11 protein-coding genes are annotated in these 14832 nt (G+C 71.9%); 8 read left to right on the forward strand and 3 right to left on the reverse strand.

What is annotated here, in order from left to right:
* Positions 1–41: 41 nt before the first annotated feature.
* Positions 42–2903 carry an aconitate hydratase gene (locus tag AC5L3Z_RS09305; protein ID WP_494841076.1) on the reverse strand — a complete coding sequence of 954 codons (2862 nt, stop codon included), beginning with the start codon at positions 2901–2903 and terminating at the stop codon, positions 42–44.
* Between the two features lie 441 nt (positions 2904–3344).
* On the opposite strand from AC5L3Z_RS09305, the gene AC5L3Z_RS09310 reads away from it, so the two are divergent.
* Positions 3345–3752 carry an ArsC/Spx/MgsR family protein gene (locus AC5L3Z_RS09310; protein WP_494841077.1) on the forward strand — a complete coding sequence of 136 codons (408 nt, stop codon included), beginning with the start codon at positions 3345–3347 and terminating at the stop codon, positions 3750–3752.
* Positions 3753–3762: 10 nt separating this feature from the next.
* On the opposite strand, the gene AC5L3Z_RS09315 is transcribed toward AC5L3Z_RS09310, so the two are convergent.
* Complete coding sequence (locus AC5L3Z_RS09315; protein WP_494841079.1) at positions 3763–3975, reverse strand: hypothetical protein; 213 nt, start codon at positions 3973–3975, stop codon at positions 3763–3765.
* Between AC5L3Z_RS09315 and AC5L3Z_RS09320 the strand changes: the two genes are divergently transcribed.
* Together AC5L3Z_RS09320 and AC5L3Z_RS09325 are read left to right on the forward strand one after the other, a co-directional pair.
* Positions 3974–4636: a hypothetical protein gene (locus tag AC5L3Z_RS09320; RefSeq protein ID WP_494841080.1), complete on the forward strand. Its 663-nt coding sequence runs from the start codon at positions 3974–3976 to the stop codon at positions 4634–4636. The genes AC5L3Z_RS09315 and AC5L3Z_RS09320 overlap by 2 nt on opposite strands.
* Before the next feature lie 37 nt (positions 4637–4673).
* Complete coding sequence (locus tag AC5L3Z_RS09325; protein WP_334527458.1) at positions 4674–5063, forward strand: DUF6841 family protein; 390 nt, start codon at positions 4674–4676, stop codon at positions 5061–5063.
* On the opposite strand, the gene AC5L3Z_RS09330 is transcribed toward AC5L3Z_RS09325, so the two are convergent.
* Entirely contained in the window at positions 5047–5604 is a 558-nt protein-coding gene (locus tag AC5L3Z_RS09330; RefSeq protein WP_494841082.1) for a GNAT family N-acetyltransferase, read from the reverse strand. The two genes, AC5L3Z_RS09325 and AC5L3Z_RS09330, sit on opposite strands and share 17 nt — an antisense overlap.
* A gap of 142 nt (positions 5605–5746) precedes the next feature.
* Between AC5L3Z_RS09330 and AC5L3Z_RS09335 the strand changes: the two genes are divergently transcribed.
* The 5 genes from AC5L3Z_RS09335 to AC5L3Z_RS09355 all read left to right on the forward strand — a co-directional run bounded on the left by AC5L3Z_RS09335 (position 5747) and on the right by AC5L3Z_RS09355 (position 14636).
* On the forward strand, positions 5747–6427 hold the full coding sequence (locus tag AC5L3Z_RS09335; protein ID WP_494841083.1) for a hypothetical protein: 681 nt from the start codon (positions 5747–5749) through the stop codon (positions 6425–6427).
* Between the two features lie 105 nt (positions 6428–6532).
* A complete protein-coding gene (locus AC5L3Z_RS09340) occupies positions 6533–7243 on the forward strand; it encodes a cellulose binding domain-containing protein (protein WP_494841085.1) in 711 nt (236 codons plus the stop codon).
* Between the two features lie 158 nt (positions 7244–7401).
* Positions 7402–12900, forward strand: a complete 5499-nt coding sequence (gene pulA, locus AC5L3Z_RS09345; RefSeq protein ID WP_494841087.1) for a pullulanase-type alpha-1,6-glucosidase — start codon at positions 7402–7404, stop codon at positions 12898–12900.
* A 265-nt stretch (positions 12901–13165) separates the two neighbouring features.
* Positions 13166–13834 (forward strand): hypothetical protein, encoded by a 669-nt coding sequence (locus tag AC5L3Z_RS09350; protein WP_494841088.1) that lies wholly within the window; start codon positions 13166–13168, stop codon positions 13832–13834.
* 58 nt (positions 13835–13892) lie between these two features.
* The gene (locus AC5L3Z_RS09355) at positions 13893–14636 is read left to right on the forward strand and encodes a class F sortase (protein WP_494841090.1); all 744 of its coding nucleotides are present in this window, start codon (positions 13893–13895) and stop codon (positions 14634–14636) included.
* Positions 14637–14832 lie beyond the last annotated feature (196 nt).

Consider the following 14832-nt stretch of genomic DNA (forward strand, 5'->3'; position numbering starts at 1 on the left):
CCCTTCCCGTGCGCGGGAAGGGGCCTCTCTTTGGTCGTACGTCAGTTGGCGATCATGCGGCGCAGCACGTACTGCAGGATGCCGCCGTGCCGGTAGTAGTCCGCCTCACCCGGGGTGTCGATCCGGACCACGGCGTCGAACTCCACGCCGGTGTCGGTGGTGACCTTCACCGTGCGCGGGGTGTCGCCGTCGTTGAGCGCGGTCACGCCGGTGATGGAGAAGGTCTCCGTGCCGGTGAGGCCGAGCGACTCCGCCGTCACGTCGACCGGGAACTGCAGCGGCAGCACGCCCATGCCGATCAGGTTCGAGCGGTGGATCCGCTCGTACGACTCGGCGATGACCGCCTTGACGCCGAGGAGCATGGTGCCCTTCGCCGCCCAGTCGCGCGACGAGCCGGAGCCGTACTCCTTGCCGGCCAGGATGACCAGCGGGACGCCGGCCTCCTGGTAGGCCATGGAGGCGTCGTAGATCGAGCTCTGCTCGCCGGTCAGGTGGTTGACCGTGAAGCCGCCCTCGACACCCGGGACGAGCTGGTTGCGCAGACGGATGTTGGCGAAGGTGCCCCGGATCATCACCTCGTGGTTGCCCCGGCGCGAGCCGTACGAGTTGAATTCGTGGCGCGGCACGCCGTGCTCGGCGAGGTACTTCCCGGCGGGGGAGTCGGCCTTGATGGAGCCGGCGGGGGAGATGTGGTCGGTGGTGACCGAGTCGCCCAGCTTGGCCAGCACCCGAGCTGCACTGATATCGGAAACAGGCGCCGGCAGGCGCCGCATGCCCTCGAAGTACGGGGGCTTGCGGACGTAGGTGGAGTCGTCCGCCCAGGCGAAGGTGTCGCCGGTCGGGGTGGGCAGCGACTGCCAGCGCTCGTCGCCGGCGAAGACGTCGGCGTACGCGGCGCTGAAGCCGGTGGCGCCGATCGCCTGCGCGATGACGTCCTGGATCTCCGCGCTGTTCGGCCAGATGTCGCGCAGGAAGACCGGGTTGCCCTCGGTGTCCTCGCCGAGCGGCTCGTTGGCCAGGTCGATGTCCATGGTGCCGGCGAGCGCGTACGCGACCACCAGCGGCGGGGACGCCAGGTAGTTCATCTTGACGTCCGGGTTGATCCGGCCTTCGAAGTTCCGGTTGCCCGACAGCACCGAGACGACGGCGAGGTCGCCCTCGTTGACCCCGGCGGAGACCTCCTCCGGCAGCGGGCCGGAGTTGCCGATGCAGGTGGTGCAGCCGTAGCCGACCAGGTTGAACCCGAGCTTGTCCAGGTACGGCGTGAGACCGGCCCGCTCGTAGTAGTCCATGACGACCTTGGAGCCCGGCGCCAGGGTGGTCTTGACCCACGGCTTGCGGTTCAGGCCCTTGTCGACCGCGTTGCGGGCGAGCAGCGCCGCGCCGATCATCACCTGCGGGTTGGAGGTGTTGGTGCAGGAGGTGATCGCGGCGATCACCACGGCGCCGTGGTCCAGCTCGTACTCGACGCCGTCGTCGCCGGTCACCCGGACCGGGTTGCTGGCCCGCCCGCCGGAGCCCACCGCGGCGGTCGCCAGGTCGCGCGGCTCGTCGTTCGGGTCGCTGTAGTCGTTGGCCGGCGGGTCGCTGGCCGGGAAGGACTCGGCGCTGGCCTCGTCGGCCGGGCCGCCCACGCCCCGCGGCAGCCGCTCGCGCGGTACGCCCGGCTTGACGTCCTTTTCCTTCTCGCCGCCCAGGTCGCCCTCGGCGACGTAGTCGGTGAGGGCGGAGCGGAACAGGGTCTTGGCGCTGCCCAGCGGCACCCGGTCCTGGGGGCGCTTGGGGCCGGCCAGGGACGGCTCGATGGTGCCCAGGTCGAGCTCGAGCCGCTCGGAGTACTCCGGCTCGCGCGCCGGGTCGTGCCAGAGGCCCTGCTCCTTGGCGTACGCCTCGACGAGCGCGACCTGCGCGGCGTCCCGTCCGGTCAGCTCCAGGTAGCGGATGGTCTCGGCGTCGATCGGGAAGATCGCGACGGTGGAGCCGTACTCGGGGGACATGTTGCCGATGGTGGCGCGGTTGGCCAGCGGCACGGCGCTGACGCCGGGGCCGTAGAACTCGACGAACTTGCCGACCACGCCGTGCTTGCGCAGCATCTCGGTGATGGTGAGCACCAGATCGGTGGCGGTGGTGCCGGCCGGCATCTCGCCGGAGAGCTTGAAGCCGACGACCCGGGGGATCAGCATGCTGACCGGCTGGCCGAGCATGGCGGCCTCGGCCTCGATACCGCCGACGCCCCAGCCCAGCACGCCCAGGCCGTTGACCATGGTGGTGTGCGAGTCGGTGCCGACCACGGTGTCCGGGTACGCCTGGCCGTTGCGCTCCATGATCGTGCGGGCCAGGTACTCGATGTTGACCTGGTGCACGATGCCGGTGCCCGGCGGGACGACCTTGAACTCGTTGAACGCGGTCTGGCCCCAGCGCAGGAACTGGTAGCGCTCCCTGTTGCGCTCGTACTCCAGCTCGACGTTGCGGGTGAAGGCGTCCTCGCGGCCGAACAGGTCGGCGATGACCGAGTGGTCGATGACCAGCTCGGCGGGGGCGAGCGGGTTGACCTTGGCGGCGTCGCCGCCGAGTTCGCGGACCGCCTCCCGCATGGTGGCCAGGTCGACCACGCAGGGCACGCCGGTGAAGTCCTGCATCAGCACCCGCGCCGGGGTGAACTGGATCTCCACGCTCGGGTCGGCGGTGGGGTCCCAGCCGCCGAGCTGCCGGATGTGGTCGGCGGTGATGTTCGCGCCGTCCTCGGTCCGCAGCAGGTTCTCCAGGAGGATCTTCAAGCTGTAGGGCAGCCGGTCGTGCCCCTCCACCTTGTCGATCTTGAAAATCTCGTAGCTCGCGTCTCCGACGCGTAGCTGGGTCTTCGCACCGAAGGTGTCGAGGCTCGCCACGTCGTACTCCTTCACACCAGCGACCGTGAGTAGTCCTGAGCAGTCTGTCGCACCGGCCGGAGCGCCGCCCACGTTAGGTGACACTTACCGCCGATCGTCGTTGTCTACAAAACCGTACGTCCGTCTTGCTATTAACGCAACCTCCGGTCACGCTTCGGGACGCTCCGCACACCAGAAGCGTAGATCGCCGAAACCGGACAGCCGGGCCGCTGGCGGGCACATGGCCCGACCCATCCGCGGTGGGGACGGGCCCGCCACGAACTTCAGGTCGGGCCGTCCGGCCGGACCCGGAGAGACCAGGGCCGGGGCTGTCGCGTCCTTTCGAGCTGATGACGTGGACGCATCGGTCCGACGCCGGGCGGGCGGACGTGGCCGGTCCTGCGTCGACAATGGAGGGTCCGCGCGGGGGCCCGGGCGGTCACCGTGGCAGGGGCGGGGGTCTGACAGCATGGCGGGATGGAGATCTGGCACAACCCGGCCTGCTCGAAGTGCGCCGGCGCCCGCGCCACGCTGGACGCCGCCCGGGTGCCGTACCGGCTGCGGGCGTACCTGGAGCAGGCGCCGAGCGTGCCGGAGCTGACCGAGGTGCTGCGCCGCCTCGACGCCCGCGCCTGGGACGTCTGCCGCAGCCAGGAACCGGCGGCCGTCGCGCTGGGCATGGCGGACTGGCCCCGCGACGACGCGACCGAGGCCCGCTGGATCGAGGCGATGGTGACCCACCCGGCGCTGATCCAGCGTCCGATCCTGCTGCTCGACGACGGGAGCGCGCTGGTCGGTCGTACCCCCGAGGTGCTGGCGGAGGCGGTCCGGCGGGCCGACGCGGACCCCGACCGGGGCGGCGCGGCGGATTCGGCCGGGGCCTGACGCGGTAGGGTCAGGCCGGGTCGTCGGCCCGGCTCGGCCTCCCCGCGGCCTGCGCGTGCCGCTCGCGCAGCCGGTCCCGGATCTCCTCCGGGGTGTACGCCCGGCGGCGCCGCTCGGCGCGGGCGATGACCACGCCGGACGCCGCGACCCCGGCCAGACCGGCCAACCCGAGCACCTTCCACCACCGCATCCGTTGCCGCATCGGCTTAGGGTAGTCGCTCATGAGCATCAGCCTGGACGAGGCCGTCGACCTGACCCGGACCGGAGACGTGTGGGTGTTCCGTGGCCGCAGCGTGCCCGACCGGGCCATCCAGCTCACCACCAACAGCCCGGTCAACCACGTCGGCATGGCGGTGGTGCTGGAGGACATGCCGCCCCTGATGTGGCACGCCGAGCTGGGCCGCTCCCTGCCGGACATGTGGACCGGCACCCACCAGCGCGGCGTGCAACTGCACGACCTGCGCGACGCGGTCTGCGTCTGGGCCAACCGGTACGGCCAGCGGGCCTGGCTGCGCCAGCTCGACCCGCCCGCCGACGCCACGATGGAGCAGGCGGTGCTGCGTACCGTCGCCCGGCTCGACGGCACCCCCTTCCCGTCCACCGCGCAGCTCGCCTGGCGCTGGGCCCGGGGCCGGGTGCCGCAGGTCCGGCTGCCGCTGCCCGGGCGGCGGGACTCCTCCGCCGCGTCGGTGCGCGACCGGGCGCTGGAGACGGCGTACTGCGCCGAGGTGGTGGCGGTGACCTACGAGGCGATGGGGCTGCTGCCCGCCGGCCGCCGTCCGAACTGGTACGACCCGGGTCGGTTCTGGAGCGGTGACGACCTCGACCTGGCCGGCGACGCCACGCTCGGCGCCGAGATCGAGGTGCGCATCCCGCCGCGCTGAGGTTTGCCGGTGCCCGGCGGCGGCAATCACTGACGCCGTGAGAGCCTCCACCGACCTCGACACGCTGACCGACTTCTTCGACCGGTACGGCGTGGCGCTCACCACCGGCGACGTGCCCGCCATCGCCGGCTGCTACGCCCTGCCCGGGCTGGTGGTCGCCGACACGTACAGCTTCTCGTTCAGCACCATGGCCGCCGTCGCGCTGTCGTTCGTCGGCGCCGCGCCCGACTACCAGGAGCGGGAACTGGTCGCGGCGCACGCGCTGATCGAGGACGTCCAGCCGGTCTCCGCGCTGCTGACCATGGTGGCCGTGCGGTGGGAGTTCCTGGACAGCCAGGGCCGCGCCGTGCCCGGGGAGCGCTACCGCTACCTGTTGCGCACCACCGAGGACGGCCCGGTCATCTGCACCGTCATCCGGACGGCCTGAGTCCCGCCGTCGGCACCCGGTAGCGGAGCCGGCCCTGCCGCTCGTCGGCCAGGACGCCGCCGTTGCGCTCGATCACCCGACGCGACGCCACGTTGTCGACATCGCAGGTGAGCAGCGCCGAGGTGATACCGAGCCGGTACGCGACCGGCAGCGCCGCCCGCAGCATCGCGGTGGCGTGCCCCCGCCGGCGGGCGCTGGCCCGCACGTCGTAGCCGATGTGCCCGCCCACCTCGGACAGGGCCGGGGTCAGCCGGTGGCGGACGGAGATCCGGCCGAGGTACTCGTCGCCCTCCACCCACCACAGTGTCGTGTCCGGCACCCAGCCTGGCGGGCGGGGCGTCTCCTCGTGGCGCTGTGCCCGCAGCTCCGCGACGAACCGGGCGAAGACCTCGGGGTGGTGCCAGCTGTCGCCGTACGCGCGGATCTCCGTGCCCACCATGGTGTGGTCCTGGCGGTCGCCGCGCCCCTCGGCCCGGAACTCCGCCATCGCGGTGAGGAAGCTGGCGTGCACCCGTACGGTCGGCGGCGTCAGTGTCGGCATGGTGGCATCACACGCGAAGTGGTCCCGGTCGGCCAGCCGTTTTCCGGCCGCCGCCGCCCGTACGGACCGTACGGGGTGGGCCTGCTGCGATCCGCCGGTGGCGGTGGCTAGGCTGGCGCGTCCGCTCTGCCGAGGGAGGCTCATGTCCGACCGTTCGACCCCACGGCCGGGGGCGCGATCCGCGCCCGCCATCCTGTCGTCGACGCCGTGGATCGTCGTGCTGCTCGGTGTCGTGCTGCTGACCACCCTGCTGGTGGTCGCCCTGCTCTCGTTCCGGGGGCGGGAGCACGAGGCGGCGCCGGATCCCGCCCCACCGATGTACCTGCCGAGGCTGCCCTCGGTGACCTCGTCCGCGACACCGCCCGCCGAACGCCCGCCGCTCGCGGCCGACGCCAGCCCGTCCCGGACGGCCAGCCCGAAGGCCACCCCGACGGCGAGCGCCAGCTCCCGCCGGCCCGGTGCGACGCCGAGCAGTCGCACGGCCGCTCCCGTCAGTGGTTCCGGCCGGTTGACCGCGGACTACCGGGCCACCTCCAGCGACCGGGACTCCTTCAGCGCGCAGCTGAGCGTGCGCAACGCGACCGGGGGCGATCTCGACTGGCGGGTGGAGCTGCTCTTCACCGGCAACGTCAAGGGCATCCAGGCGTCCTCCAGCTCGGGGTTGTCGGTGAGCACCCAGGGCAGCGGCTGGTTCGTGATCCGCGGCACGAGCCCGCTCGGGGCGGGGCGCAGCGCGACGGTGTCGATGACGTTCAGCCGGTCCGGCGGCGGTGACCGGCCCGGCCAGTGCACGGTCAACGGCGCCGCCTGCACGCTCAGCTGAGCGGCCGCCGACGGTACCGTCAGGACAGCTTCGTGATGAGGTCGGTACTTTCCGACATTGCCGGTGATCGCTACGCTCTCCGGACGGGACCGTTGGGGGAGGGGCATGTCCGGCACGCGTCGCGCTCGACCCTCATCCGACCGCCCCACCGTGCTCGCCTCGTCGCCCTGGTTGGTGGTGGTGACCGGGGTCGTCGTGATGGTGGTCCTGCTGATCGTCGCGCTGCTCTCCTCGGCCGGCCAGCGGACGGGGCTCGGCGCCGGGTCGGGTGAGCCGGCCGCGACCGTGCCGCTCCCGGCGTTGCCGCCCTCCGCGCCGTCGCCGGCCGCGGCCACCCCGCCCGCCCCGGTCGTCCCGGGGCTCTCCCCGCGCCGCTCCGACGCGCCATCCCCGACCGCGCCGTCCCCGACCGCGCCGGCCCCCACCGTCACCGCGCCGCCGCCCGCCGGCGGTGGCGGCGCCCAGCCGCGCCCGCCCCGGCCACCCGCACCGCCGGTGACGGTGACCGGGCGCTACCGGGTGCTGGAGAGCTGGGGCGACGGCTTCATCGGCGAGGTGCTGCTCACCAACTCCGGCGCGTCGGCGCGGCCGTGGTCGGTGCGGATGGAGCTGCCCCGCGGTGAGCTGGTCACCTCCTGGGTGGAGGGTGCCCCGCAGGGCAGCGCCCGGATGGCCGATCGGGTCTTCACGTACACCAGCGGAGCGGACGTGGCCGGCGGGGCGTCGGTGCCGCTGCGGTTCCACTTCGACCGCACCGGGGGGAACACCCGCCCGTCGTCGTGCACGGTGGACGGCAGGGCCTGCGGCGGGCTCTGAGCCCCCCACTGTCGCGTCTGGTCGACCCCCGGCACTCCCCGTGACAATGTCGGGTTTCGCAAGATTGCTGCTTTGTTGCGACTTGGTTTGCAAGGTATTGCAGAATGTTTCGGCAAGAGCTAGCGTGCGGGCCAATCACGACCAGAGGAAGGCCGTCGATGAAACCCCCGCCGATATCCCGCACCGCGCTGCTCGCCTTGGTCTCCACCCTCACCCTCGCCCTCGTCGGAGTTCCGGTCGCCGTGAACCAGTTCGGTGCCGGCGCGACCGAGCGGACCGCCGGCGCCGACCCCCTGGCCGCCACCGGCGCGGCCCAGTGGCGCTCCGAACCCAGCGCCGAGGTGCTGCTCGCCGCCGGCGCCGACGACAGCCGGGCCGAGCAGTTCTACTTCGTCCTGCCCGACCGGTTCGCCAACGGCGACCGGCGCAACGACACCGGCGGCCTCACCGGCGACCGGCTCCGCACCGGCCTGGACCCGAAGGACAAGGGCTTCTACCACGGCGGAGACCTCAAGGGCCTGATCGACAAGCTCGACTACATCGAGGGCCTCGGCACCACGGCCATCTGGCTGGCCCCGATCTTCAAGAACCGTCCCGTGCAGGGCAGCGGCACGGACGTCTCGGCCGGCTACCACGGGTACTGGATCACCGACTTCACCCAGGTCGACCCGCACTTCGGCACCAACGAGGAGATGCGGAAGCTGGTCGAGCTCGCCCACCGGCGGGGCATCAAGGTCTACCTCGACGTCATCGTCAACCACACCGCCGACGTGATCAGGTACGCCGAGAACAAGTACGCGTACATCGACAAGCAGGCCTCCCCGTACACCGACGCGCAGGGGCGCGAGTTCGAGGACCGCAACTACGCCGACGGCACCCGCGACTTCCCGAAGGTGAACGCGAACGCGGGCCCGTACACCCCCACCTTCGCCGACCCGGCGGACGCCAAGGTGAAGGTGCCGGCGTGGCTGAACGATCCGACGATGTACCACAACCGCGGCGACTCGACCTTCGCCGGTGAGAACAGCGAGTACGGCGACTTCTTCGGCCTCGACGACCTGTGGACCGAGCGTCCCGAGGTGGTCGCGGGCCTGACCAAGGCGTACGGCGACTGGATCGCCGACACCGGCGTCGACGGCTTCCGGCTCGACACCGTCAAGCACGTCAACCTCGACTTCTGGCCGCAGTTCAGCCAGGGCATCAAGCGAGCGGCCGACGCCGCCGGCAAGAAGGACTTCTTCATGTTCGGCGAGGTCTACAGCGCCGACCCGGAGGTCGCCTCGACCTACGTGCGGCGCGGCGGCCTGCCGGCCACCCTCGACTTCTCCTTCCAGGAGGCCGCCCGCGGCTACACCGCCGCGGCCGGCTCCGCCAAGGCGCTCGCCGACGTGTACGCCCGCGACGACCTCTACGCCGCCCGGGACACCGACGCCAACCGGCTGACCACCTTCCTGGGCAACCACGACATGGGCCGGATCGGCTCCTTCATCGCCGCCGCCGGCGGGGACGACGCCACCCAGCTGCGCCGCGACCAGCTCGCCCACCAGCTGATGTTCCTCACCCGCGGCCAGCCGGTCGTCTACTCCGGCGACGAGCAGGGCTTCACCGGCCCCGGTGGGGACAAGGACGCCCGGCAGGACATGTTCGCCAGCAGGACGGCGGACTACCTCGACGACGACCTGATCGGCACCACCCGCACCCACGCCAGCGACCAGTACGACACCAACCACCCGCTGTACCGCACCATCGCGGAGCTGGGCGAGCTGCGCCAGGCCCACCCGGGCCTGCGCGACGGCGTCCAGGTCACCCGGTACGCGGCCGACGGCCCCGGCGTCTTCGCCTTCTCCCGGATCGCCCCGGCCGACCGGACCGAGTACGTGGTGGCGGTGAACAACGCCGCCACCGCGCAGACTGTCTCCGTGGACACCTGGTCGGCCGGCACCACCTTCACCGGCATCTACGGCGCCTCGGCCACCCCGACCGCCGGCGCGGACGGCAAGGTCGGCGTGACCGTGCCGCCGATGTCCGCCGTGGTCCTCAAGGCCGGCCGGGCCATCCCGCAGGCCACCGCCGCGCCGGGCATCACCCTCACCGGGCCGGGCGACGCCCCGGTCGCCACCCGGGCCGCGGTCACCGCGCGGGTGACCGGGGACCCGCTGGCCACCGTCACCTTCGCCGCCCGGGTCCCCGGCGGCAGGTGGACCCTGCTGGGCAGCGCGCACTCCGCGCCGTACACCGTCCACCACGACCTGACCGGCCTGGCCGGCGGCACGAAGGTCGAGTACAAGGCCGTCGTCCGCGACGGCAAGGGGCGCACCGCCAGCACCCGGGGCACCGGAATCGTCGGCACCCCGGCGCAGAGCTCCTCGCGGGACTGGGTGGTGGTGCACTACCAGCGGCCCGCCGGCGGGTACGACGACTGGGGCCTCTACGCCTGGGGTGACATCGACCCGGCGTACGCCACCGAGTGGCCCAAGGGGCAGCCGTTCGCCGGTGAGGACTCCTACGGCCGGTTCGCCTGGGTCAAGCTCAAGCCGGGCGCGAAGTCGGTCGGCTTCCTGGTGGTCGACTCCGACGGCAACAAGGACGTCGCGAACGACCGCACCATCGACGTGACGCGCACCGGTGAGGTCTGGGTCAAGCAGGGCGACCCGACCCTCTACCCGACCCGGCAGGCCGCCACCGGCGAGCCCGACCCGGCCGTCGACGAGGGCACCGCGGTCATCCACTGGCGCAAGGCCGACAAGAACTACGACGGCTGGGGCCTGCACCTCTGGGACGGCGCGGCCAACCCGACCGACTGGGCCAGCCCGCTGAAGCCGGAGAAGATCGACTCCTACGGCGCGGTCTTCCGGGTGCCACTGGCCGCCGGGGCGACCGGGCTGAGCTACATCATCCACTCCGGCGACGAGAAGGATCAGCCCGAGGACCAGCGGCTGGACTTCGCCAGCGCCGGCCGGGAGGTCTGGCTGCTCGGCGGAGTCAAGGGCCGGCTGCTGCCGGCCAACTCCTCCGGCCCCGCCAAGGACCTGGACATCACCAAGCAGCGGGCCCACTGGATCGACCGGTCCACCGTCGCCTGGCCGGTCGGGCCGACCGACGGCAAGCAGTACGCCCTGGTCGCCGCCCCGGCGGGCGGGCTGAGCATCGCCGACGGCGAGCTGTCCGGGACGTACACCTCGCTGCCGCTGCGGGCGCAGCGCAACGGGCTCACCGAGGCCCAGCGCGCGGCCTTCCCGCACCTGTGGTCACACCGCACCTTCACGCTCGACCGGGCCGACCTGGCCAAGGTGCCGGCGGCGCTGCGCGGGCAGCTCGTGGTGACCGAGCGGGACGCCGAGGGCGCGCTGCTCGGTGCGACCGGCGTGCAGCTCCCCGGCGTGCTCGACGACGTCTACCGGCGGGCCACCGACGCCCGGCTCGGCGCGACCTTCGCCGGCGGGGTGCCCACCCTCGCGGTCTGGGCGCCGACGGCGCGTTCGGTGTCGCTGCAGCTCTTCGACTCGCCCACCGCGCAGCCGAGGACCGTGGCGATGAGCCGCAACGACCGCACCGGCGTCTGGTCGGTGCGCGGTGCGCGGTCCTGGACCGGCAGCTACTACCGCTACCAGGTGCAGGCGTGGCAGCCGGCGGCGCAGAAGGTGGTCACCGCGGCGGTGACCGACCCGTACTCGGTGGCCCTCGCGCCGAACTCGACGCACAGTCAGATCGTCGACCTGAGCGACCCGTCGCTCGCGCCGGCCGGCTGGGCGAAGCTGCGCAAGCCGGCGGCGGTGCCGCCGGCCAAGGTGCAGATCTCCGAGCTGTCGGTGCGGGACTTCTCGATCGCCGACGCGACGGTGCCGGCCGAGCGGCGGGGCACCTACCTCGCCTTCACCGACCCGGCCACCGCCGGCATGAAACACCTGAAGGCGCTCGGCGCCGCCGGGGTGAACCACCTGCACCTGCTGCCGGCCTTCGACTTCGCCACCATCCCCGAGAAGCGGGCCGACCAGGCGCAGCCGAACTGCGACCTGGCCGCGCTGCCGCCGGACTCCGACGAGCAGCAGAAGTGCGTCGCGGCGGTCGCCGAGTCCGACGGCTACAACTGGGGCTACGACCCGCTGCACTACACCGTGCCGGAGGGCGGCTACGCCGTCGACCCGGCCGGGGCGAAGCGGACCACCGAGTTCCGGCAGATGGTCGCCGGGGTCAACGGCGCTGGCCTGCGCGTGGTTATGGACGTCGTCTACAACCACACCTCGGCCGCCGGGACCGACCCCAAGTCGGTGCTCGACCAGATCGTGCCCGGCTACTACCACCGGCTGCTGCCCGACGGCAGCGTCGCCAACTCGACCTGCTGCGCCAACACCGCCCCCGAGCACGCCATGATGGGAAAGCTCGTGGTCGACTCCCTGGTCACCTGGGCGAAGCAGTACAAGGTGGACGGCTTCCGCTTCGACCTGATGGGTCACCACCCGAAGGCGAACATCCTGGCCGTACGGGCCGCGCTGGACCGGCTCACGCTCGCCCGCGACGGCGTGGACGGGAAGAAGATCCTGCTGTACGGCGAGGGCTGGAACTTCGGCGAGGTCGCCGACGACGCCCGGTTCGTCCAGGCCACCCAGGCCAACATGGCCGGCACCGGCGTCGGCACCTTCAACGACCGGCTCCGCGACGCGGTGCGGGGCGGTGGCCCGTTCGACGCCAACCCGCGCGTGCAGGGCTTCGCCTCCGGGCTGTACACCGACCCGAACGGCGACGAGGTCAACGGCACCGAGGACGAGCAGCGCGAGAAGCTGCTGCACGCGCACGACCTGATCAAGGTGGGGCTCGTCGGCAACCTGCGCGGCTACCGCTTCACCGACTCCTCCGGCCGGCAGGTCACCGGCGCCCAGGTGGACTACAACGGTTCCCCGGCCGGCTACACCGCCGCTCCGGGAGAGGCGATCACCTACGTCGACGCGCACGACAACGAGATCCTGTACGACGCGCTGGCGTACAAACTGCCGCAGGACACCTCGGCCACCGACCGGGCCCGGATGCAGGTGCTGGCCCTGGCCACCACCGCCCTCGGGCAGGGCGCCGGGTTCGTCACCACCGGCACCGAGCGGCTGCGCTCGAAGTCGCTGGACCGCAACTCGTACAACTCCGGCGACTGGTTCAACCAGATCCGCTGGGACTGCGCCCAGGGCAACGGGTTCGGCGCCGGCCTCCCGCCCGAGCAGGACAACAAGGACAAGTGGCCGTACGCGAAGCCGCTGTTGGCCGATCCGAAGCTGGTCCCGGACTGCGCGGCGATCAACACCACCGACGCCCGGTACGCCGAGCTGCTGCGGATCCGGACCTCCTCGCCGGTCTTCGGGCTGGCCACGGCCGACGAGGTGCAGAAGCGGGTCGCCTTCCCGCTCTCCGGGGAGAAGGAGACGCCCGGCGTGGTCACCATGACGCTGGACGGTCGGGGTCTGGACGGGCGCTGGAAGTCGGTGACGGTGGTGTTCAACGCCACCCCGCAGGCGGTGACGCAGCAGCTCGCCGGGCTGCGCGGCGCGGACGTCACGCTGCACCCGGTGCTGCGCGACTCCGCGGACCCGGCGCTGCGTACGGCGTCGTTCGACGCGGCGAGCGGCACGTTCCGGGTGCCGGCCCGCAGCGTGGCGGTCTTCGTGCAGCGCTGACTCGAACGCGGGCCGGGCCGGCCCCTCCGCGAGAGCGGAGGGGCCGGCCCTTCTGCGTCAGCCGATCCTTGCCGCTGTCGACGCTGGGCGGACATAACGGCTGTTAAGCCCCAGAAGACGTGAACTATCTGCTTATCGCACCCCAGGCCCTAGATGTCACGAAACCTGGAAACTCCTCTCGTTCGGCATGAATCAGCCTAACGTTCGTCTTAGCTCGTCCTCCTGAGCCGACCGGAAGGGAATGAGGAACATGTCGATGAGGTTCTTGACCAAGCTCGCCGGCGGGATGGTGTTGGGCAGCGCCGCGCTACTGCTCGCTGCGCCCGCCACCGCGCTCGCCGCGCCCGACGACGGGCCGACCAAGCAGCCCAAGGCCTCGACCCAGGGGCAGAAATCGAAGAAGTCAGACGACAAGCCCAAGACGTTCGACCTGAAGGACCGGGACGGGAACGGGGTCACCTGCGCGACCACCAGGCAGATCAACGAGCAGAACATCTCCAACATCATCCAGGACAACACGATCGAGGACAGCGTCGTCACCTTCAACCTGAGCGCCGCGCAGTCGGCGACGAACACCAGGACCTCCCAGCCCAACACCATCGTGGTCTGCATCCGCGACCTCGAGGTGGGAGTGGACGTGGAGACCGACCTGCTCGGCGACCTGCTCAGGATGGTCGAGGCCAGTCTCGGCCGGGCTGGGTCGCCGGTGGGCAAGCCTGCCGGCAACACCGCCGCGACTGGCGGCGCGTACGCGGGTCCGGACGGAGCCTGGGTGCTCCCGGGCACGGCTGGCGTCGCGGCCGGTGACGGTGGCGCGTTCTCCGACACCAACACCGGTGTTCTGACGGCGACCGGTGCCGGCATGATGGGCGCGGGTGTGCTCGGTGGCATCGCACTGCTGCGTCGGCGGACGGCCGATGGCACTGTCGCCTAGGGCGGCCAGGAGCGCCGGCGGCCGCCACGGGCTCCCGTGGCGTGCCGCCGGCCTCGTCATGGTCGTCCTCGTCACGCTCACCGGAGCGGGATTGATCGTGCACGCGGCCACGGCTTCCGATCCGGTCGGACCGCCACCACAGCCCGACCCCGCCGCCGCACCGCTGTCCCTGCTGTCACCGTTGGCGGACGAGCCCACCACACCAGATGCGACGCCGAGCGGAGCCGACGCGTCGCCGACCACCGGGGCGCCCCGCGGCGAGGCCCGTGGCGCGCGCGGCCGCCTCGAGAACGATTCCAGGTCCGCCGCGACCCGGCCGTCCTCCTCGCCGACGTTGGCCGGGATGCCGCGATCGCAGCCCACCCGCATCAGGATCCCGCGGATCGGCGTTGACGCGCCAACGGTCCCGCTCGGGCTGGACCGCAACCAGCAGATCGCGGTCCCGCCGGTCAACCAGCCCGATACGGCCGGCTGGTACAAGCTGGGACCGAGTCCCGGCGAGACCGGGACCGCGGTGCTGGTGGGCCACGTCGACTCACGCGCCACCGGGCGAGCGGTCTTCTTCCGCCTGGGCGCGCTGAAGCCGAAGGACACCGTCGAGGTACTTCGCAAGGATGGCAAGAAGGCTCGATTCGTCGTCGACGGCGTGGTCCGCTACCCGAAGACCAAGCTTCCGCTGAAGCAGGTCTACGGTCACACCGGCAAGGCGCAGCTCCGCGTGATCACCTGTGGTGGCAAGTACGACAAGGCAGCGAGGTCGTACAAGGACAACATCGTGGTGTTCGCGACGCTGGTGCCGTGACCTCCTGGCTCCTTGGCCCTGGTCGGTGGTGACCTGCGAGGTGGGGTCGCGACGCGTGCGCAGCCGCCGTGGATCGTGCCGGACGGGCTGTGGCAGCGCATCGCGCCGTTCCGGTGGGAAGGCGGCCACGACGTCCAGGAAGCCTTCCTCGCGTCATCACGTGCCGACACGTTGACCGAGGTTTGTCAGGACCTCT

The sequence above is a fragment of the Micromonospora sp. LZ37 genome, from assembly GCF_059359015.1.

Coding starts and splice junctions, on each gene's coding strand:
- AC5L3Z_RS09340 (WP_494841085.1), top strand. CDS start 6,533: ATGTCCGGCACGCGTCGCGCTCGACCCTCATCCGACCGCCCCACCGTG.
- AC5L3Z_RS09310 (WP_494841077.1), top strand. CDS start 3,345: ATGGAGATCTGGCACAACCCGGCCTGCTCGAAGTGCGCCGGCGCCCGC.
- pulA (WP_494841087.1), top strand. CDS start 7,402: ATGAAACCCCCGCCGATATCCCGCACCGCGCTGCTCGCCTTGGTCTCC.
- AC5L3Z_RS09355 (WP_494841090.1), top strand. CDS start 13,893: ATGGTCGTCCTCGTCACGCTCACCGGAGCGGGATTGATCGTGCACGCG.
- AC5L3Z_RS09315 (WP_494841079.1), bottom strand. CDS start 3,975: ATGAGCGACTACCCTAAGCCGATGCGGCAACGGATGCGGTGGTGGAAG.
- AC5L3Z_RS09335 (WP_494841083.1), top strand. CDS start 5,747: ATGTCCGACCGTTCGACCCCACGGCCGGGGGCGCGATCCGCGCCCGCC.
- AC5L3Z_RS09330 (WP_494841082.1), bottom strand. CDS start 5,604: ATGCCGACACTGACGCCGCCGACCGTACGGGTGCACGCCAGCTTCCTC.
- AC5L3Z_RS09320 (WP_494841080.1), top strand. CDS start 3,974: ATGAGCATCAGCCTGGACGAGGCCGTCGACCTGACCCGGACCGGAGAC.